This is a genomic window from Pseudomonas sp. TZ252 (genome assembly GCF_056110345.1).
This window is the reverse complement of sequence record NZ_CM148566.1, coordinates 5,837,571-5,860,177: the sequence shown is the minus strand read 5'-3', so window position 1 is coordinate 5,860,177 and position 22,607 is coordinate 5,837,571. Positions and strand designations below refer to the sequence as shown.

Here is a 22,607-nt window from a genome sequence, read left to right as displayed (position 1 = left end):
TAGTGTTGGGCTTGTGTTGGCTTGGCAGAGTCATTCCATGACCCTGACGCTGAGGGTGTTCATCGACTGATTGCCCACCCCAGCGCTCTGGTTCACCTGCACCACGCCGCTGCTTCCGGCGAAGGCGCGATCGTCCGTCGAGACGCTGCGTCCCCCCGGGACCGGAGTGGCCGAACCGGAGACTTTGGTCAGCGCCACGCTTTGCGCGAGAACGCTGTCATCCAGGCTTTCCGGGCCGTTGCTGAGACTCAGCCGGAAGGCGTTGATCTGTTGGTTGCCGAGGCCGGCGCCCTGGTTGACGCCGAGGATGCCGCTGCCGCGCAGCGCCGCCCCCGAGATGCTGGCGCTGGCTGCGATCGGCTGGCTGGCGTCGAGTTGCAGATGCTGGCGCTGGTCGCTGCCGACGAGGGCCGCGGAGCCTACCGCGACGACACGAACGTTGCTCTGTTGCTGGGCGTCGCCGGCGGCCTGGTTGAGGGCGAAGTTGCCGCGGTAGGTGCCGCTGTCATCGATGCTGGCGCGATTGCGTGAGGCCAGCGGGTCGGCCTGGAGCGACGCGATACAGGCGAAGGCGAGGAGGAGGGCGGACAGGCGCTTCATTGACCACCCCCGAGCATCTGCAGCGGTGCCAGGCCCTGCTTGAGGCTGCCGTTGATCTGCCCGGCGAGGCCTGCGCCGGCGCCGCCTCCCGCGCCGTGGGTGGTGCCGAGGTTGCCGACGGCCTGGACCGTCGCCGGGTTCGCCGGCTGGCTGGCGAAACCCGGCAGGGCGCCACCGGGGAGAATCATGCTGCGAATCCCGGAACCGCTGGTCACGATGGCGAAGTCGGAATCGCCCAGTTCGCGGCTCACGGTATTGCCGCTGGCCGCCCCGTTGGCGAGGGCGTTGACCTCGGCGGAGACGTTGGTGTCGACGACGGTGGGATGTGGGTCGGGCACCATGCTCGGACGGTAGGCGACCCGTGGCTGGACCTGGCGCTGGACGACGATCGTACCGTCCGCCGCATGCGCGGGGAGGCTCACCGGCACGGAGCCGACGATGACCAGCAGCGCTGGAACGACGATGCGTAGCGAACTCCCCGACATGATGGCGCTTCCTTCGTTGGCGCTGAGCCCTAATCAGCGTTGGCAGGGAGCGAGCATGGGGCGTGCCGGTTTTGCGTTTTCCTTGTCCATCAAGGGCTTGGAGGTGAGCGCCGGGGGAACCTGGCGGACAGTGTTGCATCCGTGCAACAGCAGGCCCGCCAACCAGGGGGCGAAGCCTGCCGGGGACGCGCCTGGAGCTGTTTCAGCGCCGAGACAGCTTTCCGCGGCGCCGTCGCGAAACGCTCTGCGCCAAGGCCCGGACCGCGCTGGCGGTGTATCGGCGGCGTGACAGGGCCGGCCCGTCAGCCGTCCCGGAGCAGCCCTTACACTGCGGCGAAAGCCTGGCGCCGGCGCTCGGCCCAGTCGCCGGCGATGGCGCGGTAGGGCTGCCGATGGCGCTCCAGCCAGGCTTGGCATTCGCGGTGGAAGGCCTGGCGCTGCGCCAGTTCCGGCTGGCAGCGCTGGCCGTCGGCGCTCCAGGCCACGCCTTCCGGCGAGAGCAGCAGGTGCAGGTCGTAGCGCCGCCGCAGCAGGGCGGGTTCGAGCCAGTCCGGACAGTCGCCGAAGAGAATCCGGCTCCAGAGGATGTTGCTCAGCAGGTGGGTATCGAGGATCAGCAGCGCCGGCCGTTCCGCGCGAGCGGCGTCCTCCCAGGCCAGTTGCCCGCGGGCGATGGCGGGGATGTCGGCGTAGCAGGTGTCGCGGCGCTGTTCGTCGATGAAGTGGCGGACGTACTCGCCGACCACCCGGCCGCCGAAGCGGGCCTGGAGCTGCTCCGCAAGCCAGCTCTTGCCGCTGGATTCGGGCCCGGTGAGTACCAGCACCTTCATGCGGCGACGCCCTCGCGCAATGCCGGGTCGCGGCGCCAGGTCCGCCAGCCGTGGATCGCCAGCAGGGTGAAGAGGGCGTAGAGGGCGGCGGTCAGGTACAGCGCCTTGCTGGCGAAGAGCGCCACGAACAGCACGTCCACGGCGATCCACAGGGCCCAGCATTCCAGGCGCTTCTGCGCCATCCAGCATTGCGCCACCAGGCTGAAGGCGGTCAATCCGGCGTCCCACCAGGGACTGGCGGCATCGGTGTGGTTGGCCATCAGGTAACCGAGCGCGACGCTGCCGACCAGGCCCGCACCGAGCCCGTAGAGGCGCTGCGCGGCGTTCAGGCGGCTCACCGAGCGGCCGTCGTGGTCCTGCCCGCCGCGGGTCCACTGCCACCAGCCATAGAGCTGTAGCGCCGCGTAGACCATTTGCAGGAGCATGTCCGAATAAAGCTTCACCTCGAAGAATATCCAGGCGTAGAGCGCCACCATCACCAGGCCGATAGGCCAGCACCAGGGATTCTGGCGGACGGTCAGGTAGACGGCGATGGCGCCGAGCGAAGCGGCGAAGAGTTCAAGGGGTGACACGGAAGGCCCTCATGCGACGAGGACGCATTGTAGCGAATGTATCCGGCGCTTCGCGAAGACCAGGGCGGAGGGGACGGGCGCGGACAGATTTGTTCAGACGCCGGCTGGCAAGAATTCCAAGATTCCTGGCCGGCCGCTCTGGTAGCATGCCCGCCGGTTTCGACTTCGGCAGTGGGGGAACTGGTCGGGTTCTTCGGAGTCGTAAGGCCTTCATAAAAGACGGCGAGTGTATCGCCGAGAACAACGAAAGCTCGTTCGGGACAGTAGTAGAAGGGGGAGAAACATGGAGTGGTGGACTGCTTTCCAGGCGTTCATCCTGGGCGTCGTGGAGGGGCTGACCGAGTTCCTGCCGATTTCCAGCACCGGGCACCAGATCATCGTCGCCGACCTCATCGGCTTCGGCGGCGAACGCGCCAAGGCGTTCAACATCATCATCCAGCTGGCGGCGATCCTCGCTGTCGTCTGGGAATTTCGGGGAAAGATCTTTCAAGTCGTCCGTGACCTGCCGAGCCAGCGCCAGGCCCAGCGTTTCACCGCCAACCTGCTGATCGCGTTCTTCCCGGCGGTAGTCCTCGGCGTCCTGTTCGCCGACCTGATCCACGAGTGGCTGTTCAATCCGATCACCGTCGCCCTGGCGCTGGTGGTGGGCGGGGTGGTCATGCTCTGGGCCGAGCGCCGGAAGCATGTGATCCGCGCCGAACACGTCGACGACATGACCTGGAAGGACGCCCTGAAGATCGGCTGTGCCCAGTGCCTGGCGATGATCCCCGGCACCTCGCGGTCCGGCGCGACCATCATCGGCGGCCTGCTGTTCGGCCTTTCGCGCAAGGCGGCCACCGAGTTCTCGTTCTTCCTGGCGATGCCGACCATGGTCGGCGCGGCGGTCTATTCCGGATACGTGTACCGCGACCTGTTCCGCCCCGAGGACCTGCCGGTGTTCGCCGTCGGCTTCGTCACCTCGTTCGTCTTCGCCATGCTGGCGGTGCGTGCCTTGCTGAAGTTCATCGGCAACCACAGCTACGCGGCTTTCGCCTGGTATCGGATCGCCTTCGGCCTGCTGATCCTGGCGACCTGGCAATTCCACCTGATCGACTGGAGCACCGCCGGCGAGGTGTGAGGCCCGGGAACAGGCAAGAGGCGCGGCGCGAGCCGCGCCTTTTTTCGTCTGGCCGCCGCGGGTGGCTAGAATGCAGCGCGAAACGGGTAGCGAGCGAGTGGATGTGGATATGGAAAAGCCGGGCATGATCAGCCGCTGGTATGACGACAAGGGCTTCGGCTTCATCCTGCCGAAGACCGGCGGGGAAGAAGTCTTCCTGCATATCTCCGCGTTCCGCGGCGACCGCCGTCCCCGCCAGGGCGACCAGGTGTGGTTTCTCGCCAGCCAGGATGCCCAGGGCCGCCTGCGCGCCGAGAGGGCGCGGCTGGACGCGCTGACCATCGATCCGCCGACTGTCCGCCGTGGCGCCCAGGCGCCGGTGACGCGGGCCCAGGCACGGCCGGCGCCGACTCCGCCGAGCGCGTTGCAGCGCCCGTTGGCGAAGCTGCTGGTCCTGCTGATCCTCTGCGTGCTGCCGGCCGCTGGCGCCTGGCGGATGTACCTGGACGGACAGGCCCTCTGGCCGCTGCTGGCCTATCCGCTGGCCAGCCTGCTCGCATTCGCCCTCTACTGGCGGGACAAGCGCAGCGCCGCACGCGGCGACTGGCGTACCCCGGAGGTCCGCCTGCACCTGTTCGAGCTGCTCGGCGGCTGGCCTGGCGCGCTGGTCGCGCAGCAGGTATTCCGCCACAAGACCCGCAAGCTCTCGTTCCAACTGGTGTTCTGGGGCATCGTCCTGCTGCACCAGCTGTTCTGGCTCGACAGCCTGCTCGGCGGGCGCCTGTCCGCCGCGCTGTTGCAGCGGATCGGCTGAACGGCGCGGCTCACTCGCGGGCGCGGCGGTAGGCCGGGCCGGTCTCGCCCGAGGGGCGTTGCAGGGCTTCCACGAGAAAGTCGATCAAAGCACGGATCGCCGGAATCTGGCTGCTGCGCGGCAGGTAGGCGGCCTGCATGGTGCTTTTCGGCAAGGTCCACTGCGGCAGGATGCGCACCAGGCTGCCATCGGCCAGTTCCCTGTCGCAGTAGCCTTCGGGCAGCAGGGTGACGCCGAGGCCGGCCACGGCGGCTTTCTTGCGCAGGACGAAGTCGTCGACGCCCAGGCGCGGTTCGCGTTCCAACTGGTAGCGGCTGCCATCCGGCCCGATCAGGGTCGCGTGGACCTTGCGGTCGTTATGAATAGCGCCGAGGAAGGGCAGGTCTTCGAGGTCTTCCGGATGTTCCAGGCGACGCCCGGCGATCAGCGACGGGGCGGCGAGGATCTGCGTGGTCGCCGGAGCCAGGCGCCGGCAGACCAGCGCAGGGTCCTCGTCGCCGAGTTCGCGCACGCGCAGTGCCACGTCCACCCCCTCGTTGAGCAGGTCGACCCGGCGGTTGGTCAGGAGGATTTCCAGCTGGACCTGCGGGTGTCGTTCGAGAAACCGCGGCAACAGGTCGGCCAGGTTGCTCGAAGCCATGGCCACCGGTGCGGAAAGGCGCAGCCGGCCACGCGGCTCGACGCTCAGCTCGGCGATCACCTGTTCGGCCATCTCCGCTTCCAGCAGCAGGTTGCGGCAGTGCTGCAGGTAGCGTTCGCCGACCTCCGTGAGCGCCAGCTTGCGTGTCGTGCGGTGCAGCAGGCGCACCTGAAGGCGCTCCTCCAGCTCGGCGATGCGCCGCGACAGGCGCGACTTGGGAATCCCCGTCTCGCGTCCGGCCGCGGCGAAGCCGCCGCATTCCACCACCTTGGCGAAGTAGTAGAGGTCGTTGAGGTCGTGGGGCATGCAGGCGCTCCGCTGGGGGGAAAAACAGATTGTCCTATGTGTGGGACGAATAGTCATGTTTCTACCGACTAATCGTCGATTGGCCTTGCCGGTAGGATGCAAACCACTCGATCGCCACACTGCGATCCCCCACTTTCAGGAGCGAGACATGAAACTTTTGCATATCGATTCCAGCATCCTCGGCGACGCCTCCGCTTCCCGCCAACTGAGCGCCGAGCTGGTCCAGGCCTGGCGGCAGAACGAAGACGGGCTTGACGTCACCTACCGCGACCTGGCCGCCGACGCGGTGGCGCATTTCTCCGCCCTGACCCTGGCCGCCGGCAGCACCCCGGCGGAGCTGCGCGATGCCGCGCTGAAGCATGAAGTCGCGGTGGGTGAAGAAGTGCTGGAAGAGTTCCTCGCCGCCGACGTCGTGGTAATCGGCGCGCCGATGTACAACTTCACCATCTCCAGCCAGCTCAAGGCCTGGATCGATCGCATCGCGGTCGCCGGCAAGACCTTCCGCTACACCGAGAACGGCCCGGTTGGCCTGGCCGGCGACAAGAAAGTGGTGATCGTCTCCACCGCCGGTGGCGTGCATGCCGGCCAGCCGACCGGCGCGGCCCACGAAGGCTACCTGCGCACCGTGCTGGGTTTCTTCGGCATCACCGATATCGAAGTGGTTCGCGCCGAAGGCCTGGCCTATGGCGAGGAGCCCCGCGCCCAGGCCATCGCCGCCGCCCGCCGGCAGATCGCCGGGCAGTTCGCCGCGGCCTGATCCCCGCGTCATCGGAAAACCCCGCTTCGGCGGGGTTTTCGCGTTGTGCGCAGCGGCGCGCTGCGTGTAGATTGGCCGGACAATTACAAGCACAAGGAACCGGCCTGTGAGCGCGTGTTACTGCCGCAACTGCGGCGCCCGAGCGACCCGTCTCGTCGAGAACGGCATCTGCGAAGCCTGCAAGCGGCGCTCGGACATCAATCCGAAGAACGTCCTGATCGCCGCCGCCCTGATCGTCTACATCGGGGTGAACGTGGCTGCCTACATCAAGGACCACCCGCCCCGCGAGCTGACCGCCGAACAGCGCGAGAAGATCGCCGAGGGCCAGCGCCTGGCGACCCGCGCGGCGATGATGGCCGGCTACGTCGACTGAGTCGCGCTCCCCATAGGCCCTGCGCGTCCATGCCGGAATGAAAAAGCCCCGCGGATGCGGGGCTTTTGCGTTGCGCGACGGGGACTCAGACGATCACGCCCTGGCTGCGCAGGTAGTCGTCATAGCTGCCGCTGAAGTCGGTCACGCCGTTCTCGCCCAGCTCGATGATGCGGGTAGCCAGTGAGGAAACGAATTCGCGGTCGTGGCTGACGAAGATCAGCGTGCCCGGATAGTTGTCCAGCGCCAGGTTCAGCGCCTCGATGGACTCCATGTCCAGGTGGTTGGTCGGCTCGTCCATCACCAGCACGTTGGGGCGCTTGAGGATCAGCCGGCCGAACAGCATGCGGCCCTGCTCGCCGCCGGAGATCACTTTCACCGACTTCTTGATCTCGTCGTTGGAGAACAGCATGCGGCCGAGGGTGCCGCGCACCAGTTGTTCGCCGCCCTGGGTCCACTGGGCCATCCAGTCGAACAGGCTCATGTCGTCGGCGAAGTCGTCGGCATGGTCCTGGGCGAAATAGCCGACGTCGGCGCTGTCGGTCCATTTCACCTCGCCGCCGTCCACCGGCAGGTCGCCGACCAGGCAGCGCAACAGGGTGGTCTTGCCGATGCCGTTGGGGCCGATGATGGCGACGCGCTCGCCGGCCTCGACCTGCAGGCTCAGGCCCTTGAACAGCGGCTTGCCGTCATAGCCCTTGCTGATGTTTTCCACGGTCACCGCCTGGCGGTGCAGCTTCTTGTATTGCTCGAAGCGGATGAACGGGCTGACCCGGCTGGACGGCTTGACCTCTTCCAACTGGATCTTGTCGATCTGCCGGGCGCGGCTGGTGGCCTGCTTGGCCTTGGAGGCGTTGGCCGAGAAGCGGCTGACGAAGGATTGCAGCTCGGCGATCTGCGCCTTCTTCTTGGCGTTGTCCGACAGCAGGCGCTCGCGGGCCTGTTCGGCGGCGGTCATGTACTCGTCGTAGTTGCCCGGGAACAGGCGCAGCTCGCCGTAGTCCAGGTCGGCCATGTGGGTGCAGACGCTGTTCAGGAAGTGGCGATCGTGGGAAATGATGATCATGGTGCTGTTGCGCGCGGTGAGCACGCCTTCCAGCCAGCGGATGGTGTTGATGTCCAGGTGGTTGGTCGGTTCGTCGAGCAGCAGCACGTCCGGGTCCGAGAACAGCGCCTGGGCCAGCAGTACGCGCAGCTTCCAGCCGGGAGCGACGGCGCTCATCGGGCCGAAGTGCTGCTCCAGCGGGATGCCCAGGCCGAGCAGCAGCTCGCCGGCGCGGGACTCGGCGGTGTAGCCGTCGAACTCGGCGAACTGGACTTCCAGCTCGGCCACCGCCATGCCATCTGCCTCGCTCATTTCCGGCAGGGAGTAGATGCGGTCGCGTTCGGCCTTCACCGCCCAGAGTTCCTCGTGGCCCATGATCACCGTATCGATGACGCTGAAGTCCTCGTAGGCGAACTGGTCCTGGCGCAGCTTGCCCAGGCGCACGTTGGGTTCCAGCATGACCTGGCCGGCGCTCGGCTCCAGGTCGTTGCCGAGGATCTTCATGAAGGTCGACTTGCCGCAACCGTTGGCGCCGATCAGGCCGTAGCGGTTGCCGTTGCCGAACTTGACGGAAACGTTCTCGAACAGCGGCTTGGCGCCGAACTGCATGGTGATATTCGCGGTGGAGATCAACTTCTTTACCTATAGAGGACTTACGCACGCCTGGACCATGGCGATACCGGTCTGCTACCGGTCTCGGCTTTCCGCTGCGCTCCATCTGGAGCATGGGGCGATCCTGCGGGCATTCGTGGAGTGCCGCAGCCAGCGTCATGACGTGGCTGTAGCGCGATGAAGGCGGGGTGTGATGCCTGGCATTCGGCGAATTGTCTCACAGGTGCGCCTGCCGTTGCATGACAGCGTACGCCGAAGCGGTTTTTCCCGCCGCCCGGCAGGTGGTAGAGTCCCGTCTTCCGCTCATCCGCAAAGGACTCCCCGATGAAGCCCGCTGTTCTCCCCGCGTTGTTGGTTCTGTCGCTGCTGGGCGGTTGCGGGGATTCATCGTCGGACGGAAAGGCCGCTTCCGGGCCGCTGGCGTTGCACTGTGGAGACTTCGGCAAACTCGAGGTGATCGACGGTTTCGCCAGTCTAAAGCTGCCCGACGGCAGCAGCGTCCAGTCGCTGGGCGGCGATGTCCGCAGCCTCGCCGATGGCCAGGCGCTGAGCGCGATTTCCTATAGCGACGGTTCGGTCCTGTACCGCCAGGCGGGCGACACGCCCGGCTACCTGTACACGCCGGCCAAAGGCCAGCGGCAGGCCTGCGAGACGCGCTGAACGATCCCGCCGGAGGGAATGCCCATGCCCGGTGCCGCCGATATTGTCCGTCATCACGACAGCGACCCGCTGGAAAATCCCTGGGTCGACGGCCAGCCGCCAAGCGCGGCGAGCAACGGGTGGCGGACTACAACCGGTGCAAGGAGCCGCTGATCCGCGCCATCTACGCGCGGGTTTTCGCGGCCGCCGGGTTGATCTGAGCCACGCAGGCGCAGGCCGGCTGTCGCATCGCTCGTCGAGCCGCTAGAATCCCGCTCCCCATTCCCCGCAAGGCCCGCCAGCATGCCGCATCTCGTCATCGAAGCCACTGCCAACCTCCGCCTCGAAACGTCCCCCGGCGAACTGCTGGAGCAGGCCAATGCCGCGCTGTTCGCTTCCGGGCAATTCGGCGAGGCGGACATCAAGTCGCGCTTCGTTACCCTGGAGGCCTACCGGCAGGGAACCGCGGCGGCCGAGCGCGCCTACCTGCATGCCTGCCTGTCGATCCTCGACGGGCGCGACGCGGCGACCCGCCAGGCGCTGGGCGAGTCGCTCTGCGAGGTGCTCGCCGGAGCGGTGGCGGGCGGCGGCGAGGAGGGCGTGCAGGTCAGCGTCGAAGTGCGCGAGATGGAGCGCGCCAGCTACGCCAAGCGCGTCGTCGCCCGGCAGCGCTGAGAGACTGGCGCGCGCCTGGCTCAGATCCAGGCGTTCAGCGTCGCGCGGGCCTGCGTCGGGTCCTCTTGCCGTCCCGGCGCCTGGCCGTTCTGCATGGCGATCATCTCGCGCATGCGTTCGCCGATGCCTTTCTCCACCTGTTCGCGTTTCTCCGGCGGCATCGCGTCCAGTTCCTCCTCGGTCAGGCCGAGGCTCTTCAGGACCTGCTCGCGCATCCGCTCGGCAGGCGATTTCTGCATGTACTCCTTGAACTCGTCATAGGCCGACTTGCCTTCGCTGGCGCCGGCAGGGGCATTCGCCTGGTTCTGCTTCAGTGTCAGGTTCAGCTTCGCAAAACCCTCGTCCATGGCCTGGCGGGCGGACTCCGTGGCGGGATCGACGGCCTCGTTGCGCAATGGCGTGCCGAGGGCGGGGCGCGCTTTCAGCAGATCGCCGTTGCCGATCTCGGTGTTGGCTTGCCGCTGGTTGTTCAGGTAACGCGCAGACCAGCCGGAAAGGCTGGCGGGACCTATGCTGTTCATGACCTGCTTCCATGGAAATGAATGACCGCCGCTCCGTCGCAAGGGCCGTGCCAGGTCGCCGAACCCCGCGCCAGAGGGCTCGGCGCATGGCGCAGGGCGGGGCGGAGGCAAGCGCTTGCCGCGAACGGCAACGGCGTTCCGCGGTTAGAATGTCCGACTTGTGCAGCAGGTTGCGAAGAGAGCCATGACCGACACTCCCGACGATCGAACCGGAGATGCCTCCGGTCTGTCGAAGCGCCAGGCATTCCATCGGCAGCACCGGCAACGGGCGGAGGAAGAGGCGCGGCGCCTGCTCGACGCCCGCGCCGAACAGGGCGGCCGCTGGCTGGACTGGGTCGCGGGCCAGCTCTACCTCCTGCGTCCGCCGGAATACGCGGCCATGGTGCGTCGCGAACTGCAGCGCCTGAGCGGCGACTGAAGCTGGCGAATTTGTCAGCGCGGATTGCAGTTTCGCCAGGAAACCCATGCCACTGGTAAGGTGGCGATCCCAGAAGATCAGAGGAGGCGGTATGCCTTTGAAGCAGTTTTCCAGTGCACTCGTTCTCGCGGTCCTGCTCGCCGGTTGCAGCAGCAACGGCGACGGCCCGTCCACCGAAGGCGCCAGCGTAGCCACCGGCAGCGCCAGCGCGCCCGCGGCCACCCCGGCAGCGGATGGCCGTTGCGACGCCAACGCGGTGCAGGCCTATGTCGGCAAGCAGGCTTCCGCGGCCATCGTCGAGGAGGCCCGCCGCGCCGCCGGAGCGGAAGTCGCCCGGGCGCTGCGCCCGCACGATGCGGTGACCATGGACTACAACCCGCGCCGGCTGAACATCGATGTCGACGACACGCTGGTGATCAAGCGCCTGTCCTGCGGCTGACCGCCCAGCCCCGAATACGAAGAAGCCCCGCATCGCGGGGCTTTCTCTTGGCCGTTCGACGAGGCCTCAGATGGCGGTACTGCGTAGGGCGGCGTTGGACTGGCTGACGGCGGTTTGCGGTTTTTCCTCGAGAATTGCCTGACGCTTGGCCTGGTATTCCTCGAACGACAGGCTGCGCCGGGCCAGGTCCTCCAGCGCCAGTTGCCTGACCTCGTCGCTGCTGTACGGGCGAGAGGGGTTGTAGTCGCTGGCGCAGCCGGCGAGGGCGAGGGAGAACAACAGTACGCTGATGAGTGCCTTGGCCATGACCGGCTCCTGGATTCGCTTTCCTGGGGGAATGGTCGAAAGGCTAACAACCGCGCCGCTGCGCTAGAAATCATCCTGCTCGATAGTGCTTATTCGTTCGGCTGAACGCGGGAAGAAGCGCTGCCGGCGGCGCCAGCCGGGCCGTGGGGTGGACGACGCGATTGGCGCCGCCCGCCGGCATGTCCCGCGCTCGGCCGGGAGAACAAGCGGCAGGCCGCTGGGGCCTGCTCAGGCGGCGACTTGCGCAGGCTTGCCCAGCAGGCGGTCGACCAGGCTGCAGGCGGCGAGAGTGGCGACCGAGGGGATCAACCAGGCCAGGCCCTGTTCGGCCAGCGGCAGGTGCAGCAGCCATTGCGGGAAGTCCTGGCCCAGGCCCGCCGCCTTCAGGGCATCGAGCACGCCGAACGCCAGGGAAACCAGCATCACCGGGGCGAGGATGCGCGTCGCCGAATGCCAGAGGCCGATGCAGAAGCTCAGCGCCACCAGCACGATGCACGGCGGATAGATCGCGGTGAGCACCGGGATCGAGACCTGGATCAGCTTGGTCAGGCCGAGGTTGGAAACGATGAAGGAGAACCCTGCCAGGATGATCACCAGGCTGCGGTAGGACAGCGGCAGGCGCTGGCAGAAGTACTCGGCGCAGGCGCAGGTCAGGCCGACCGCGGTGACCAGGCAGGCCAGCGCGATAAGTCCCGCCAGGAACGAGCTGCCGAGGCTGCCGAAGGTATGTTGCACGTAGGCATGCAGGACCGCCGCGCCGTTGCTGGCGTCGGCGGCGATGGCATGGCTGCCGGCGCCGAGCCGGAACAGGCTGACGTAGACCAGCACTAGGCCGACACCGGCGATCAGCCCGGCGACGATGGCATAGCGGGTGATCAGCCGCGGCGACTGCACGCCGCGGGAACGGATGGCGTTGACGATGACGATGCCGAAGACCAGCGCGGCGAGGGTGTCCATGGTCAGGTAGCCGTTGACGAAACCCTGGGAGAACGCGGCCTGGGTGTACTCCGGCTGGGCCGTGCCGATCGGGCCGGCAGGCCAGAGGAAGGCGGCGACGCCGAGAATCGCCAGGGCGAGGATCTTCAGCGGGGCGAGGAAGCGTCCGACGGTGTCCAGCAGGCGACCGGGGTAGAGGGAGATGGCCAGGGCCAGAAGGAAGTACGCCAGGCTGTAGACGAACAGCGCCGTGCCGCTTTCGCCGAGCAGCGGCACCACGCCGACCTCGAAGGACACCGTGGCGGTGCGCGGAATGGCGAACAGCGGGCCGACCGCCAGGTAGCAGACCGCCGCCAGCAGGCCGCCGGCATACCTGCCGATCGGATGGCTGAGGGCGTCGACCGAACCGCCGACCTTGGCCAGGGCGATCACGGTGATCACCGGCAGCCCCACCGCGGTGATCAGGAAGCCCAGCGCCGCCAGCCACACATGGGGGCCGGACTGCAAGCCGACGATGGGCGGGAAGATGATGTTGCCGGCCCCGACGAACAGGGCAAAGGTCATAAAACCAAGCGCCAGGATGTCCCGGCCTTTCAAAGCGTTCATGCTGGAGAGGTACCGCGCTGCTCGAGGAAATTCACAGAAGGGTTTCCCGGGGGGTAGGGGAAACGGCACTCATCTGGATGGGACGAGCAGGGGAGGCGGCCGCCGTCCTTGTGGGAACCGGGCCGTAAGCTTGGCATGCTAACGAAAATGCCGGGGTCGCGGGATAGACATTGGTCTGGCTGTCCTTTTGTTGAAAAACGACGTCGCAATCAGAACAGTCCGTAGGCACTGGCGCCGGAGCGCTCCGCGTTCCTTGCCGCTTGCTGTCTTCCGCCCGCATCGGCGGCGCCATGCGGGGGGATGCCGGCGAACCCGGAGAGCTCCCGGAAAGCTTCCCGCGAACTTTTTGCAATCCGGCTGAAAGCCCCGGAATACAAGGGTTGCGGCGCTTTCGGAGGGTTACGTTTTCTGTAGGTATTCTTCACGAAAGATTGACGGATCGCCGAGCAGACTGCCGCCGTCGTCGAGTGCTGCCAGGGGCAACGCTGCGCACGGCAACCCGGAAGTCAGTGAAGATCCGTGCCCATGTCGAAAGCCCGCGCCGTCCGTCCCGAACTGCTGACCCTGCTGGTCAGCCTCGCCTTCCTGCTGTTCTACAACCTGCCGCTGTGGCAACGCCTGCTGGCGATCACCCCGGGGGGCTGGCAGGGCCTCGGCATGATGCTGGCGGTCGGCCTGATGATCGCCGCGATCTTCAACCTGGCGCTGACCCTGCTGGCGTTCCGCTGGCTGCTCAAGCCGGCGCTGACCCTGCTGATCCTGGCGGCCGCCGGTACCACCTACTTCATGACCCAGTACGGCGTGCTGATGGACGTCGGCATGCTGCGCAACGTCATGCAGACCAACCCGGCCGAGGTCGCCGACCTGCTTTCGCCGAAGCTCGCCGTCTACCTGGTGTTGCTTGGTGCGCTGCCGGTCTGGCTGCTGTGGCGCACCCCGGTGCGCTACCGGCCGTGGCCACGCGAGCTGCTGAGCAAGCTGCTGGTGGCGCTCGCCTGCCTGGCCCTGCTCGCCGGGGTGGCGCTGGCCAATTACCAGGGGCTGTCCTCGCTGTTCCGCAACAACAAGGAACTGCGCCTGCAGGTCACCCCGAGCAACCTGGTCGGCGCCGCCATCGGCTACGCCAAGGGCCAGGCCCAGGCCGCCAGCCAGCCGCTGCGGCCGATCGCCGTCGATGCCCGGCGCGCCGCCCTGTGGCAGGGCCATGCGCGCAAGTCGCTGACCGTGCTGGTGGTGGGCGAGAGCGCGCGGGCACAGAACTTCGGCCTCAACGGCTACGCTCGCGAGACCAACCCGCGGCTGAAGGCCGAGGAGGGCCTGATCAACTTCTCCAACGTGCACTCCTGCGGTACCGAGACCGCGGTGTCGGTGCCCTGCATGTTCTCCAACCTGGGCCGCGCGGACTACAGCGACGCTCGCGCGCGCACCCAGGAAGGCCTTCTCGATGTGTTGCAGCGCGCAGGCCTGCGGGTCCTGTGGCGGGACAACCAGTCCGGCTGCAAGGGCACCTGCGACCGCGTCGCCTTCCAGGACCTGAGCGAGAGCAAGGATCCGGCCCTGTGCGACGGCGGCGAGTGCCATGACGAGATCCTCCTGCGTGACTTGCAGGCCTTCATCGACGGGCTGCAACAGGACACCGTGCTGGTCCTGCACCAGATGGGCAGCCACGGCCCGGCCTACTTCAAGCGCTATCCCAGAGAGTACGAGAAGTTCACCCCGGTCTGCGCCAGCAACGACTTCAGCGCCTGCTCGCGGGACAGCATCATCAACGGCTACGACAACACCCTGCTGTACACCGACCACGTGCTGGCCAGCCTGATCGACCTGCTGCGCAAGAACGAAGAGCGCATCGATACCGGCATGCTCTACCTCTCCGACCATGGCGAGTCGCTCGGCGAGTACAACCTCTACCTGCATGGCACGCCTTACCTGCTGGCGCCGGACCAGCAGAAGCACGTCGGCATGCTGGCCTGGTTCTCGCCCGGCTACCAGAGCGCCTTCGGCCTCGACAGTGGCTGCCTGCGCCAGCGCAGCAACGAGGAGCTGTCCCAGGACAACCTGTTCCACTCGATGCTCGGCCTGCTGGAAGTGCGCACCGGCGCCTACGATCCCGGCCTCGACCTGTTCGCCCCGTGCCGTGCGCCCGAGGTCCTGCAGGCGCTCAAGGCCGACGGCGGACGGGCGCTGTACTCCGAGGAAGCGTCTGGCCAGGAGCCGCCGGCTTCCTGATACGACCCGGCGAAAGGACTATTTCCTTCGCCTCGCGGAAGGGTAAGGTTCAGCCTCGGAACCCGCGAGGACGCCCATGGATCGCCACGCCCAACACCACCCCAGGAGCCGCGCCTGCGTGCTGCCCAACGGCCTGCGCCTGCACCTGGCGCATGATCCGGCGGCATCGCGCGCCGCTGCCTGGCTGCGGGTGGCGGCGGGCAGCCACGACGAGCCGAGCGCGCATCCCGGCCTGGCCCACTTCCTCGAGCACCTGTCGTTTCTCGGCGGCGCGGCGTTTCCCGGCGACGAGCGCCTGATGGCGTGGTTGCAGGTGCGCGGCGGCCAGGTCAACGCCAGCACCCGGGGCAGGACCACCGACTATTTCTTCGAGGTGACGGCGGAGCACCTTGGCGCCGGTCTGGCACGGCTGATCGACATGCTCGCCCGCCCCTTGCTGGACATCGATGCGCAACGGCGCGAGCGCGAAGTACTCGAGGCCGAATACCTGGCGCGCTCGGCCGACGAGCAGACCCTGATCGACGCAGCGCTGGCCCTCGGCCTGCCCGCCGGACACCCCCTGCGGCGTTTCGCTGCCGGGCGCCGCGACAGCCTGGCCCTGGAGAACGATGCGTTCCAGCGGGCCCTGCGCGAATTCCATGCCGCCCACTATCACGCCGGCAATTGCCAGCTATGGCTGCAAGGGCCGCAGGCACTGGACGAGCTGGAGAGGCTGGCGCAGCGTGCCTGCGCCGACCTGCCGGGGCGCGCGCCAGGCGCGAGTCCGCCGCCGCCGCCGTTGCTGCCCTTCGCCGGCGAAGCGCTGGCGCTGCGCCTGCCGGGACCGCCGCGGCTGGTGCTGGGCTTTGCCCTCGACGCTTTGCGGGAGGCCGACGAACAGACCCTGCAGGCGTTCGCCGAATTGCTCGGCGATCGCTCGCCGGGCGGGTTGCTGGCAGCACTCGGCGAACAGGGCCTGGGCGAATCGGCGGCGCTGCGGGTGGTTCACCGGGATGCGCGGCAGGCGCTCCTGGCGTTGACCTTCGAACTGTTCGACGGCAGCGCGGCGGCGGCGCTGGAGGCGGCCTTTTTCGACTGGCTGGGCGCCCTGCGCGACGATGCCGCCAGCCTGCTGGCGGCGCGCCGGCCGTTGCTGGCGGAGCCCACTGCACCGCTGGAGCGACTACGCCAGCGCGTTCTTGGCCTGCCAGCGGAGATTCGCCCGGCCTGCCTGGACGCGCTGCGCGCCGACCGTTGCCTGCGGCTGCACCTGGACAGCGAACTCGACGGCGCCGAAGCGCGCTGGTCGGCGGGCTTCCGCCTGAGTGTGGCGCCGGTTGCCGCAGCGCCGCCGCTGACCGCGCAGCGGCATGCCTGGCGCTTCGAACTGCCGTTGCCGCCCAGTGCCGCCGCCGAGGGCGCGCTGTTCCTGCGCTGGCGCTTTCCCGGCGTGCCCGTACGGTCACGCTTTCTGGCGCTGCGCCAGGCGTTGCGTCCGCTGTGCGGCCAGGCACGCCTGGGGGGGGTGGAGATGGGCCTGGAGGCGCTCGGCGAGGACTGGTCGCTGAGCCTGCTCGGTCCGCGCGATCGCCTCGAGGCCGCCGTGCGCCCGGCCCTGGCCCGGCTCCTCGCGGCGCCGCCCGACTGGCGCGCGAGCGGCGAGCGTCTGTCCTCCGCCGAGCGGCGCCGCAGCGCCACTGGCCTGCCGATCCGGCAATTGCTGGACGCCTTGCCCGGCGTATTCGGCGAGCCGCTGGCGGAGGTCGACGACTGGCGGCGGACGCGCTGGGACGCCTTGGTCATGCAGGCCGCGATGCCAGATCCCCGATGGATGCCCGGCCAGGCTGCCGGCGAGCGCCTGGAGCCTCTGCCGCCGAGGCCCGGACGGCATCGCCGCGAACTGGCCGTGGACGGCGAGTCGGCGTTGCTGCTGTTCTGTCCGCTGCCCACGCAGGAGGTGCCGATGGAGGCGGCCTGGCGCTTGCTGGCGCGCCTGCACGAACCGGCCTTCCAGCGGCGCCTGCGCGACGAGCTGCAACTGGGCTACGCGTTGTTCTGCGGCTTCCGCGAGGTCGGCGCCCGGCGCGGCCTGCTGTTCGCCGCGCAATCTCCGCGTGCCTGCCCGGAACGCCTGCTGGAGCATATGGAGACCTTCCTCCAGCGCTCCGCCGAGGCGCTCGCGCAACTGCCGGCGCGACGCCTGGCCGGCCTGCGCGAAGCCCTCGCCGACGACCTGCGCCGAGCACCGGGTAGCTTCGCCGAGCGAGCACGGCGCGCCTGGGCGGAGCACCTTGGCGGTGGCGCCGGTCGCTCCCGGCTGCTCGCCGAGGCCGCCCTCGGCCTGAGCGGCGACGACCTGCTCGCGGCCCAGGCCCGGTTGCTGGAGGCGCGCGGCGGCTGGTGGGTGCTTTCCAGCCGGCGCTGAAGCGAGCCACGCGGTAACTCGACGACAGCCTTGCCGGCGTTACTGCGGCGTTAGGTCGAAAGCCGCGCTGCTTCGGTGGCGCTCCCGCCGCGACCAAGGTTGCGCTACCGCCGGAGGAGCGCTGCCCGCGCCTTGCGCAGCGGCACCCACGCCCACCATGAAGAAGCGTCGAAGCAGGCCCAAGGAAGCGTATGGCAGGGCTTTCCCGGTTTCGATAATCGGCTCCGCCACGACCGGCCCGGTCGTTTCACCTCGCGGAGTGCGCCATGAACAAGAACAACACCGCCGTTCGCCGAATCCTGCCGCTGACCCTGGCCTCGCTGGGTGCCCTGGGCGGCCTGCAACCGGCCGCCGCCGATATCCTGCTGTACGACAAGGACGAGACCACCTTTTCCACCGACGGCTACTTCAACGCCTTCTACGTCAACAGCGACGTCGACCGCCAGGGCGAGACCTACGATCGCCGCCAGTCGCGGGTGAAGATGGGATTCTTGCCGAACTACATCGGCTTCAACTTCGGCAGGAAGGTCGACGAGCTGAGCCTCGGTGGTCGCGCTTCCTTCTGGGTGACCATCAACGACAGCGAGACCGACGGCACCGATACCGCCATCGACGTCCGTCAGTTCTACGGCACGGTCGCCGGCGACTGGGGCGAGGTGCTGATCGGCAAGGACTTCGGCCTGTTCTCGCGCTCGAACATCTTCCTCGACGAACTGCTGGCCGGTTTCGGCAACCCCAGCGACACCCTCGGCCTGGTGGACGGCAAGGGCGTCTCCTTCGGCAACATCGGCACCGGCTATCCGTATCCGTTCCCCACCTCGCAGATCACCTACCGCAACAACAACCTGCTGCCCGGCCTGCGCATCGCCGTGGGCATCCTCGACCCGATCGACTCCAACCAGATCGACAAAGATGCCAGCGACGGCCTCGACGACAAGGCCTACCAGGACAACCCGCGCTACGAGAGCGAGGTCAGCTACCAGTTCGACCTGGCCGGGGCGCAGGTCTACAGCTGGATCAACGGCGGCTACCAGACTTCGAAGAACACCAGCGACAGCGTCGACAGCGTGACTTCCAAGGGGGTCGGCTATGGCTTGCAGGTGAAGATGGGCGGCTTCTCCGTGACCGGTTCGGGGTTCACCGCCAAGGGCATCAATCCCTTCTTCACCAACAACGCCGGCGAAGCCGCGCTGCGCGAGGTGGACAGCCGCGGCGCATTGCTGCAGGGCTCGTATTCATGGGGCAAGAACCGCCTGGCGCTGTCCTACGGCAAGACCGTCGACGACGGCAACGGCCTGGGTTCCGCGGCCGACTACGAGAGTCGCGGCATCGCCTATTTCCGCACGATCAACGACAACCTCAAGCTGGTCGCCGAGCTGAACCGCTACCGGATCGAGGGGCGCGACGGTGCCGCGCTCGACGAGGACACCGACACCGTGGCCCTCGGCGCCGTACTGAACTGGTGATACCGCTACTTTCGAAGGACCCCGCCGCGACCCAAGTAGGATAGGGGCCGCGGCGGCGCCCTTCGTAGAATGCTGGCGAGGCGGAACGACGGGGGAGCGGGCATGTACGAAGGGCAGGGGGAAGGGGTCTGCAGGGGCATGTCCAGCGCGCGCGACGTCGAAGTGGTGGCCCAGGACCTGGCGCGCCAGCTTATCCATCCGCACCTGGGCTTCGTGCTGTTCTTCTGTTCCGCGGAATACGACCTGCCGGCCCTTGCCGAGATGCTCGAACGCTACTTCGGCGGTATCGACCTGGTCGGCTGCACCACAGCCGGCGAGATCACTCCGGCGGGCTACGGGCGCGGCTGCGTCAGCGCGGTGGGCTTCGACGTGCGCAGCTTCGCCATCAGCAGCGCGCTGATCGACGAAATGGAGCGCTTCAGCCTGCTGGACGCGCAGCAGATGGTCGAGACCCTGGTGGCCGGCTGTCGCCGTGGCGGCCTGGCGCCGATCAAGGACCACAGCTTCGCCCTGACCTTGCTCGACGGCCTGTCCAGCCGCGAAGAGGTGGTGCTCGCCGCGCTTGGCGCGGCGCTCGGCGCGATCCCGCACTTCGGTGGCTCGGCCGGCGACGACCGCCACCTGACCCACACCCATGTCTACCACCAGGGCCAGTTCCATACCGGGGCGGCAGTGGTGGTGCTGGTCAACACCTGGCTGGACTTCGAGGTCTTCACCACCCATCACGTGGTGCCGCGCGCCGAAAAGTTGGTGGTGACCCGCGCCGACAGCGGCAGCCGGCGGGTCCACGAACTCAACGCCGAGCCGGCGGCGCTGGAATACGCCCGGCTGGTCGGGGTGGCACCGCAGGCGCTGGATTTCGCCCTGTTCTCCGCGCATCCGCTGGCGGTGCGGGTCGACGAACGCTATTACGTGCGCTCGATCCAGCAGGCCAACGAGGACCTGAGCCTGACGTTCTACTGTGCGGTGGAGAACGGCATCGTTCTCACCGCGATGAGCACCGGCCCGCTGTTGCCCAACCTGGAGGCGCAGTTCCGCCGCCTCCACGAGCGCCTCGGACCGCCGTTGCTGACCATCGGTTGCGACTGCTTCCTGCGGCGCCTGGAGCTGGAGGTCGGCGGTGACACGCAAGCTACCGCCGCGTTTCTCCGCAGCCAGCAGGTGATCGGCTTCAACACCTACGGAGAGCAATTCAATGGCATGCATATCAACCAGACCTTCACCGGGGTCGCCATTGGCCGACCCCGCGGAGGTGTCCGTCGCTGAGCTGCAGGCGCGGGTCGTCGCCCTCGAAGAAGAGCGGCACAAGTTGCAGCGGATCAACCAGGCGCTGATCGGACGCATCGAGTCGAGCGCTGCGCAGAGCGACGAGGCCTACGGCGCCTTCCAGTATTCCGTGGTGCTGGCCGAGCAGGTCCGCGAGCGCACCGACGCGCTGAGCCAGACGATGCTCGAACTGAAGGCCAGCAACCAGTTGCTCAGCGACGCTCGCCTGCGTGCCGAGACCGCCCACCAGCATCTGCTCGACGCCATCGAAAGCATCTCCGACGCCTTCGTCCTGTTCGATCCGCAGCAACGCATCGTGTTGTTCAACGAGCGCTTCCGCGCGCTGTGGATCGACAGCCGGGCGCGGATCGGTCCTGGCATGCGTCGCGCCGAACTGCACCGGCTGGCGCGTAGCGGCGGGCTGATCGTCGAGGAGCAGCGCGGCGGCGACCAGCAGACCCTGTACCGCCTGCGCGACGAGCGCTGGCTGCGGATGAGCGAGCGACCGACCCGCGACGGCGGGCTGGCGGTGCTCTACAGCGACGTCACCGAGATCAAGCTCAGCGAGACCGCGCGCCGCGAGCAGGCCCTGGCGCAGAAGTCGCACCTGTTGCAGCGGGCGGTGGACAATCTCTCCCAGGGCGTGGCGATGGTCGGTGCCGACGGCGTGCTGGAGTTGTGGAACCGGCGCTTCCTGGAGCTCTGCGGGTTGGCCCCGATCGCCGGGCACCGGGCCTTCGCCGAAGTCATGGCGGAGAGCGAATTGCCGTTGCTCACGCCGCGCAGCCAGGACTCCCAGGGGAGTCCGCTGAGCGCCCGCGAGCAGCGCCTGTTCGATGGCCGGGTGCTGGAGATCCGTACCCATGCGCTGCCCACCGGCGGCTTCGTCAACACCTTCACCGACATCACCGAACGCTATCGCCACGCCGAGGCGTTGCGCGCCAGCGAGCGCTGGATCCGCCTGATCACCGACCAGGTGCCGGCGCTGATCGCCTATCTCAGCGACGAACTGGTCTACGAATTCACCAACAAGGTCTACGAGGAGTGGTACCGCTGGCCCAGCGGCTCGATGCTTGGCCGCTGCCTGCGCGACGTGCATGGCGCCGAGCACTGCCGGCGCCTGGAGCCGTACTTCGAGCGGGCCCTGGCCGGCGAAAGCGTGACCTTCGAGATCGCCGAGACCGCGTTGTCCGGCGAGGAGCGCTACATGCAGCGCTCCTACGTGCCGAACCGCCAGGCCGACGGCCGGGTCGCCGGGCTGTTCGTGCTGATTCGGGATATCACCGAGCGCCGGCGGACCGCCGAGGCGCTGCACCAGGCCTACCAGAACCTCGAACAGCGGGTGCGCGAGCGGACCGCCGAGCTGACCACCCTCAACGACCAGTTCAAGCGCGAGATCCACGAGCGCAGCCAGGTCGAGGCGCGCCTGCGCGAAGCCAAGCGCGAGGCGGAACAGGCCAACCTGTCGAAGACCAAGTTCCTCGCGGCGGTCAGCCACGACCTGCTGCAACCGCTGAACGCCGCGCGGCTGTTCACCAGCGCCTTGCAGGAGCGCGGCAGCGCGGCGCGGGACAACGAGGCGCTGGTGAACAACATCAGCCATTCGCTGGAGGACGTGGAGAACCTGCTCGGCACCCTGGTGGACATTTCCAAGCTGGACGCCGGCGTGATCACCCCGGACATCGCCCCGTTCGAGCTTGGCGAACTGCTCGGCAACCTGGCCGCGGAGTACCGCCAGGTAGCCGCCAGCGAAGGGCTACGCCTGGACTTCGTGGCCTGCGGGGCGCTGGTCCGCAGCGACCAGCAACTGCTCGCGCGAATCCTCCGCAACCTGCTTTCCAACGCCATCCGCTATACCCCGCGAGGGCGCGTGCTGCTGGGTTGCCGCCGGCATCGGCAGCGCCTGTCGATCGAGGTCTGGGACACCGGGGTGGGCATCGCCGCCGACAAGCTCGGCGAGATTTTCCAGGAATTCAAGCGCGGCGAGTCACAGCGTTGTCACCAGGACCGCGGGCTCGGCCTGGGATTGGCGATCGTCGACAAGATCGCCCGCATGCTCGGCCACCGGGTCCGGGTCGGCTCGCTGCCGGGCAAGGGCTCATGCTTCGCCATCGAGGTACCGCTGGCCCGCCATGCCCCGCGCAGTCGCGCCGAGCCGCTGGCCAGCGCGGACGACCTGCGCGAGCGCCTGCGTGGTTCGCGGGTGTGGGTGCTGGACAACGATGCGGCGATCTGCGCAGGCATGCGCACGTTGCTCGAAGCCTGGGGCTGCCGGGTAGTGACGGCGCTGTCGGAGGAAGACCTGGCGCGACAGGTCGACAACTACCATGCCGAGGCCGACCTGCTGATCGTCGACTATCACCTCGACGACCAGCGCAACGGCGTCGACGCGGTCGCCGCGATCAACGCCCGGCGCGGCTCGCCGCTGCCGGCGCTGATGATCACCGCCAACTACAGCAACGAGCTCAAGCAGCAGGTCCGCGAGCTTGGCCATACCCTGATGCACAAGCCGGTGCGGCCGATGAAGCTGAAGACCGCGCTCTGCCACTTGCTGGAGCGCGAAGCCTCGGTCTGA

22 protein-coding genes are annotated in these 22,607 nt (G+C 67.9%); 13 read left to right on the top strand and 9 right to left on the bottom strand.

Annotated features, from left to right (window positions below; all coding sequences use genetic code 11):
* Positions 1–30: 30 nt before the first annotated feature.
* From ACYAF3_RS27030 to pnuC, 4 genes are all read right to left on the bottom strand, one after another.
* Complete coding sequence (locus tag ACYAF3_RS27030) at positions 31–600, bottom strand: hypothetical protein (RefSeq protein WP_003113479.1); 570 nt, start codon at positions 598–600, stop codon at positions 31–33.
* Positions 597–1,085, bottom strand: a complete 489-nt coding sequence (locus tag ACYAF3_RS27025; RefSeq protein WP_121494098.1) for a hypothetical protein — start codon at positions 1,083–1,085, stop codon at positions 597–599. The genes ACYAF3_RS27030 and ACYAF3_RS27025 overlap by 4 nt, the downstream gene beginning before the upstream one ends.
* 323 nt (positions 1,086–1,408) lie before the next feature.
* Positions 1,409–1,915 carry an AAA family ATPase gene (locus tag ACYAF3_RS27020; RefSeq protein ID WP_121494099.1) on the bottom strand — a complete coding sequence of 169 codons (507 nt, stop codon included), beginning with the start codon at positions 1,913–1,915 and terminating at the stop codon, positions 1,409–1,411.
* A complete protein-coding gene (gene pnuC / locus ACYAF3_RS27015) occupies positions 1,912–2,487 on the bottom strand; it encodes a nicotinamide riboside transporter PnuC (protein WP_003088324.1) in 576 nt (191 codons plus the stop codon). Before pnuC ends, ACYAF3_RS27020 begins: the two co-directional genes overlap by 4 nt.
* 283 nt (positions 2,488–2,770) lie before the next feature.
* On the opposite strand from pnuC, the gene ACYAF3_RS27010 reads away from it, so the two are divergent.
* A complete protein-coding gene (locus tag ACYAF3_RS27010) occupies positions 2,771–3,604 on the top strand; it encodes an undecaprenyl-diphosphate phosphatase (protein WP_003113476.1) in 834 nt (277 codons plus the stop codon).
* Positions 3,605–3,674: 70 nt separating this feature from the next.
* Positions 3,675–4,397 (top strand): DUF1294 domain-containing protein, encoded by a 723-nt coding sequence (locus ACYAF3_RS27005; protein ID WP_003119153.1) that lies wholly within the window; start codon positions 3,675–3,677, stop codon positions 4,395–4,397.
* Positions 4,398–4,407: 10 nt separating this feature from the next.
* Here ACYAF3_RS27005 and ACYAF3_RS27000 read toward each other — a convergent pair whose 3' ends face one another.
* The gene (locus ACYAF3_RS27000) at positions 4,408–5,343 is read right to left on the bottom strand and encodes a LysR substrate-binding domain-containing protein (RefSeq protein ID WP_003119152.1); all 936 of its coding nucleotides are present in this window, start codon (positions 5,341–5,343) and stop codon (positions 4,408–4,410) included.
* Positions 5,344–5,491: 148 nt separating this feature from the next.
* Between ACYAF3_RS27000 and azoR2 the strand changes: the two genes are divergently transcribed.
* Positions 5,492–6,100 carry an FMN-dependent NADH-azoreductase AzoR2 gene (azoR2, locus tag ACYAF3_RS26995; RefSeq protein WP_003088332.1) on the top strand — a complete coding sequence of 203 codons (609 nt, stop codon included), beginning with the start codon at positions 5,492–5,494 and terminating at the stop codon, positions 6,098–6,100.
* 106 nt (positions 6,101–6,206) lie between these two features.
* The gene (locus tag ACYAF3_RS26990; RefSeq protein WP_003088334.1) at positions 6,207–6,473 is read left to right on the top strand and encodes a hypothetical protein; all 267 of its coding nucleotides are present in this window, start codon (positions 6,207–6,209) and stop codon (positions 6,471–6,473) included.
* A gap of 85 nt (positions 6,474–6,558) precedes the next feature.
* Here the strand turns inward: ACYAF3_RS26990 and ACYAF3_RS26985 are convergent, their stop codons facing one another.
* A complete protein-coding gene (locus tag ACYAF3_RS26985; protein ID WP_003111315.1) occupies positions 6,559–8,148 on the bottom strand; it encodes an ABC-F family ATPase in 1,590 nt (529 codons plus the stop codon).
* Between the two features lie 303 nt (positions 8,149–8,451).
* Between ACYAF3_RS26985 and ACYAF3_RS26980 the strand changes: the two genes are divergently transcribed.
* Both ACYAF3_RS26980 and ACYAF3_RS26975 read left to right on the top strand, forming a co-directional pair.
* The gene (locus ACYAF3_RS26980; RefSeq protein ID WP_003119150.1) at positions 8,452–8,787 is read left to right on the top strand and encodes a hypothetical protein; all 336 of its coding nucleotides are present in this window, start codon (positions 8,452–8,454) and stop codon (positions 8,785–8,787) included.
* 282 nt (positions 8,788–9,069) lie between these two features.
* The gene (locus ACYAF3_RS26975; RefSeq protein WP_003119149.1) at positions 9,070–9,441 is read left to right on the top strand and encodes a 5-carboxymethyl-2-hydroxymuconate Delta-isomerase; all 372 of its coding nucleotides are present in this window, start codon (positions 9,070–9,072) and stop codon (positions 9,439–9,441) included.
* Positions 9,442–9,461: 20 nt separating this feature from the next.
* On the opposite strand, the gene ACYAF3_RS26970 is transcribed toward ACYAF3_RS26975, so the two are convergent.
* The gene (locus tag ACYAF3_RS26970) at positions 9,462–9,962 is read right to left on the bottom strand and encodes a hypothetical protein (RefSeq protein ID WP_023109181.1); all 501 of its coding nucleotides are present in this window, start codon (positions 9,960–9,962) and stop codon (positions 9,462–9,464) included.
* Between the two features lie 184 nt (positions 9,963–10,146).
* Here ACYAF3_RS26970 and ACYAF3_RS26965 point away from each other — a divergent pair, with 184 nt between their 5' ends.
* Both ACYAF3_RS26965 and ACYAF3_RS26960 read left to right on the top strand, forming a co-directional pair.
* Entirely contained in the window at positions 10,147–10,380 is a 234-nt protein-coding gene (locus tag ACYAF3_RS26965; protein WP_003111311.1) for a hypothetical protein, read from the top strand.
* A 91-nt stretch (positions 10,381–10,471) separates the two neighbouring features.
* A complete protein-coding gene (locus ACYAF3_RS26960; protein WP_023089886.1) occupies positions 10,472–10,819 on the top strand; it encodes an I78 family peptidase inhibitor in 348 nt (115 codons plus the stop codon).
* 66 nt (positions 10,820–10,885) lie between these two features.
* Here the strand turns inward: ACYAF3_RS26960 and ACYAF3_RS26955 are convergent, their stop codons facing one another.
* Both ACYAF3_RS26955 and brnQ read right to left on the bottom strand, forming a co-directional pair.
* The gene (locus ACYAF3_RS26955) at positions 10,886–11,125 is read right to left on the bottom strand and encodes a hypothetical protein (RefSeq protein ID WP_003088496.1); all 240 of its coding nucleotides are present in this window, start codon (positions 11,123–11,125) and stop codon (positions 10,886–10,888) included.
* Between the two features lie 228 nt (positions 11,126–11,353).
* Positions 11,354–12,667, bottom strand: a complete 1,314-nt coding sequence (gene brnQ, locus ACYAF3_RS26950; RefSeq protein ID WP_003113469.1) for a branched-chain amino acid transport system II carrier protein — start codon at positions 12,665–12,667, stop codon at positions 11,354–11,356.
* Between the two features lie 525 nt (positions 12,668–13,192).
* Here brnQ and ACYAF3_RS26945 point away from each other — a divergent pair.
* The 5 genes from ACYAF3_RS26945 to nahK all read left to right on the top strand — a co-directional run bounded on the left by ACYAF3_RS26945 (position 13,193) and on the right by nahK (position 22,607).
* Entirely contained in the window at positions 13,193–14,896 is a 1,704-nt protein-coding gene (locus ACYAF3_RS26945; protein WP_009876318.1) for a phosphoethanolamine transferase, read from the top strand.
* Between the two features lie 76 nt (positions 14,897–14,972).
* Complete coding sequence (gene pqqF / locus ACYAF3_RS26940; protein ID WP_042173153.1) at positions 14,973–17,300, top strand: pyrroloquinoline quinone biosynthesis protein PqqF; 2,328 nt, start codon at positions 14,973–14,975, stop codon at positions 17,298–17,300.
* A gap of 266 nt (positions 17,301–17,566) precedes the next feature.
* Entirely contained in the window at positions 17,567–18,766 is a 1,200-nt protein-coding gene (locus tag ACYAF3_RS26935) for a porin (protein ID WP_023086329.1), read from the top strand.
* A 102-nt stretch (positions 18,767–18,868) separates the two neighbouring features.
* The gene (gene nosP / locus ACYAF3_RS26930) at positions 18,869–20,032 is read left to right on the top strand and encodes a nitric oxide-sensing protein NosP (RefSeq protein ID WP_003106998.1); all 1,164 of its coding nucleotides are present in this window, start codon (positions 18,869–18,871) and stop codon (positions 20,030–20,032) included.
* Positions 19,962–22,607, top strand: a complete 2,646-nt coding sequence (nahK, locus tag ACYAF3_RS26925; RefSeq protein WP_003119141.1) for a hybrid sensor histidine kinase/response regulator NahK/ErcS' — start codon at positions 19,962–19,964, stop codon at positions 22,605–22,607. Before nosP ends, nahK begins: the two co-directional genes overlap by 71 nt.

What these genes read in the sequence shown, in the direction of transcription:
- ACYAF3_RS27030 (WP_003113479.1), bottom strand. Translation starts at nt 600, where the DNA reads ATGAAGCGCCTGTCCGCCCTCCTCCTCGCCTTCGCCTGTATCGCGTCG.
- ACYAF3_RS27025 (WP_121494098.1), bottom strand. Translation starts at nt 1,085, where the DNA reads ATGTCGGGGAGTTCGCTACGCATCGTCGTTCCAGCGCTGCTGGTCATC.
- ACYAF3_RS27020 (WP_121494099.1), bottom strand. Translation starts at nt 1,915, where the DNA reads ATGAAGGTGCTGGTACTCACCGGGCCCGAATCCAGCGGCAAGAGCTGG.
- ACYAF3_RS27010 (WP_003113476.1), top strand. Translation starts at nt 2,771, where the DNA reads ATGGAGTGGTGGACTGCTTTCCAGGCGTTCATCCTGGGCGTCGTGGAG.
- ACYAF3_RS27005 (WP_003119153.1), top strand. Translation starts at nt 3,675, where the DNA reads ATGCAGCGCGAAACGGGTAGCGAGCGAGTGGATGTGGATATGGAAAAG.
- ACYAF3_RS27000 (WP_003119152.1), bottom strand. Translation starts at nt 5,343, where the DNA reads ATGCCCCACGACCTCAACGACCTCTACTACTTCGCCAAGGTGGTGGAA.
- azoR2 (WP_003088332.1), top strand. Translation starts at nt 5,492, where the DNA reads ATGAAACTTTTGCATATCGATTCCAGCATCCTCGGCGACGCCTCCGCT.
- ACYAF3_RS26980 (WP_003119150.1), top strand. Translation starts at nt 8,452, where the DNA reads ATGAAGCCCGCTGTTCTCCCCGCGTTGTTGGTTCTGTCGCTGCTGGGC.
- ACYAF3_RS26975 (WP_003119149.1), top strand. Translation starts at nt 9,070, where the DNA reads ATGCCGCATCTCGTCATCGAAGCCACTGCCAACCTCCGCCTCGAAACG.
- ACYAF3_RS26970 (WP_023109181.1), bottom strand. Translation starts at nt 9,962, where the DNA reads ATGAACAGCATAGGTCCCGCCAGCCTTTCCGGCTGGTCTGCGCGTTAC.
- ACYAF3_RS26965 (WP_003111311.1), top strand. Translation starts at nt 10,147, where the DNA reads ATGACCGACACTCCCGACGATCGAACCGGAGATGCCTCCGGTCTGTCG.
- ACYAF3_RS26960 (WP_023089886.1), top strand. Translation starts at nt 10,472, where the DNA reads ATGCCTTTGAAGCAGTTTTCCAGTGCACTCGTTCTCGCGGTCCTGCTC.
- ACYAF3_RS26955 (WP_003088496.1), bottom strand. Translation starts at nt 11,125, where the DNA reads ATGGCCAAGGCACTCATCAGCGTACTGTTGTTCTCCCTCGCCCTCGCC.
- brnQ (WP_003113469.1), bottom strand. Translation starts at nt 12,667, where the DNA reads ATGAACGCTTTGAAAGGCCGGGACATCCTGGCGCTTGGTTTTATGACC.
- ACYAF3_RS26945 (WP_009876318.1), top strand. Translation starts at nt 13,193, where the DNA reads ATGTCGAAAGCCCGCGCCGTCCGTCCCGAACTGCTGACCCTGCTGGTC.
- pqqF (WP_042173153.1), top strand. Translation starts at nt 14,973, where the DNA reads ATGGATCGCCACGCCCAACACCACCCCAGGAGCCGCGCCTGCGTGCTG.
- ACYAF3_RS26935 (WP_023086329.1), top strand. Translation starts at nt 17,567, where the DNA reads ATGAACAAGAACAACACCGCCGTTCGCCGAATCCTGCCGCTGACCCTG.
- nosP (WP_003106998.1), top strand. Translation starts at nt 18,869, where the DNA reads ATGTACGAAGGGCAGGGGGAAGGGGTCTGCAGGGGCATGTCCAGCGCG.
- nahK (WP_003119141.1), top strand. Translation starts at nt 19,962, where the DNA reads ATGGCATGCATATCAACCAGACCTTCACCGGGGTCGCCATTGGCCGAC.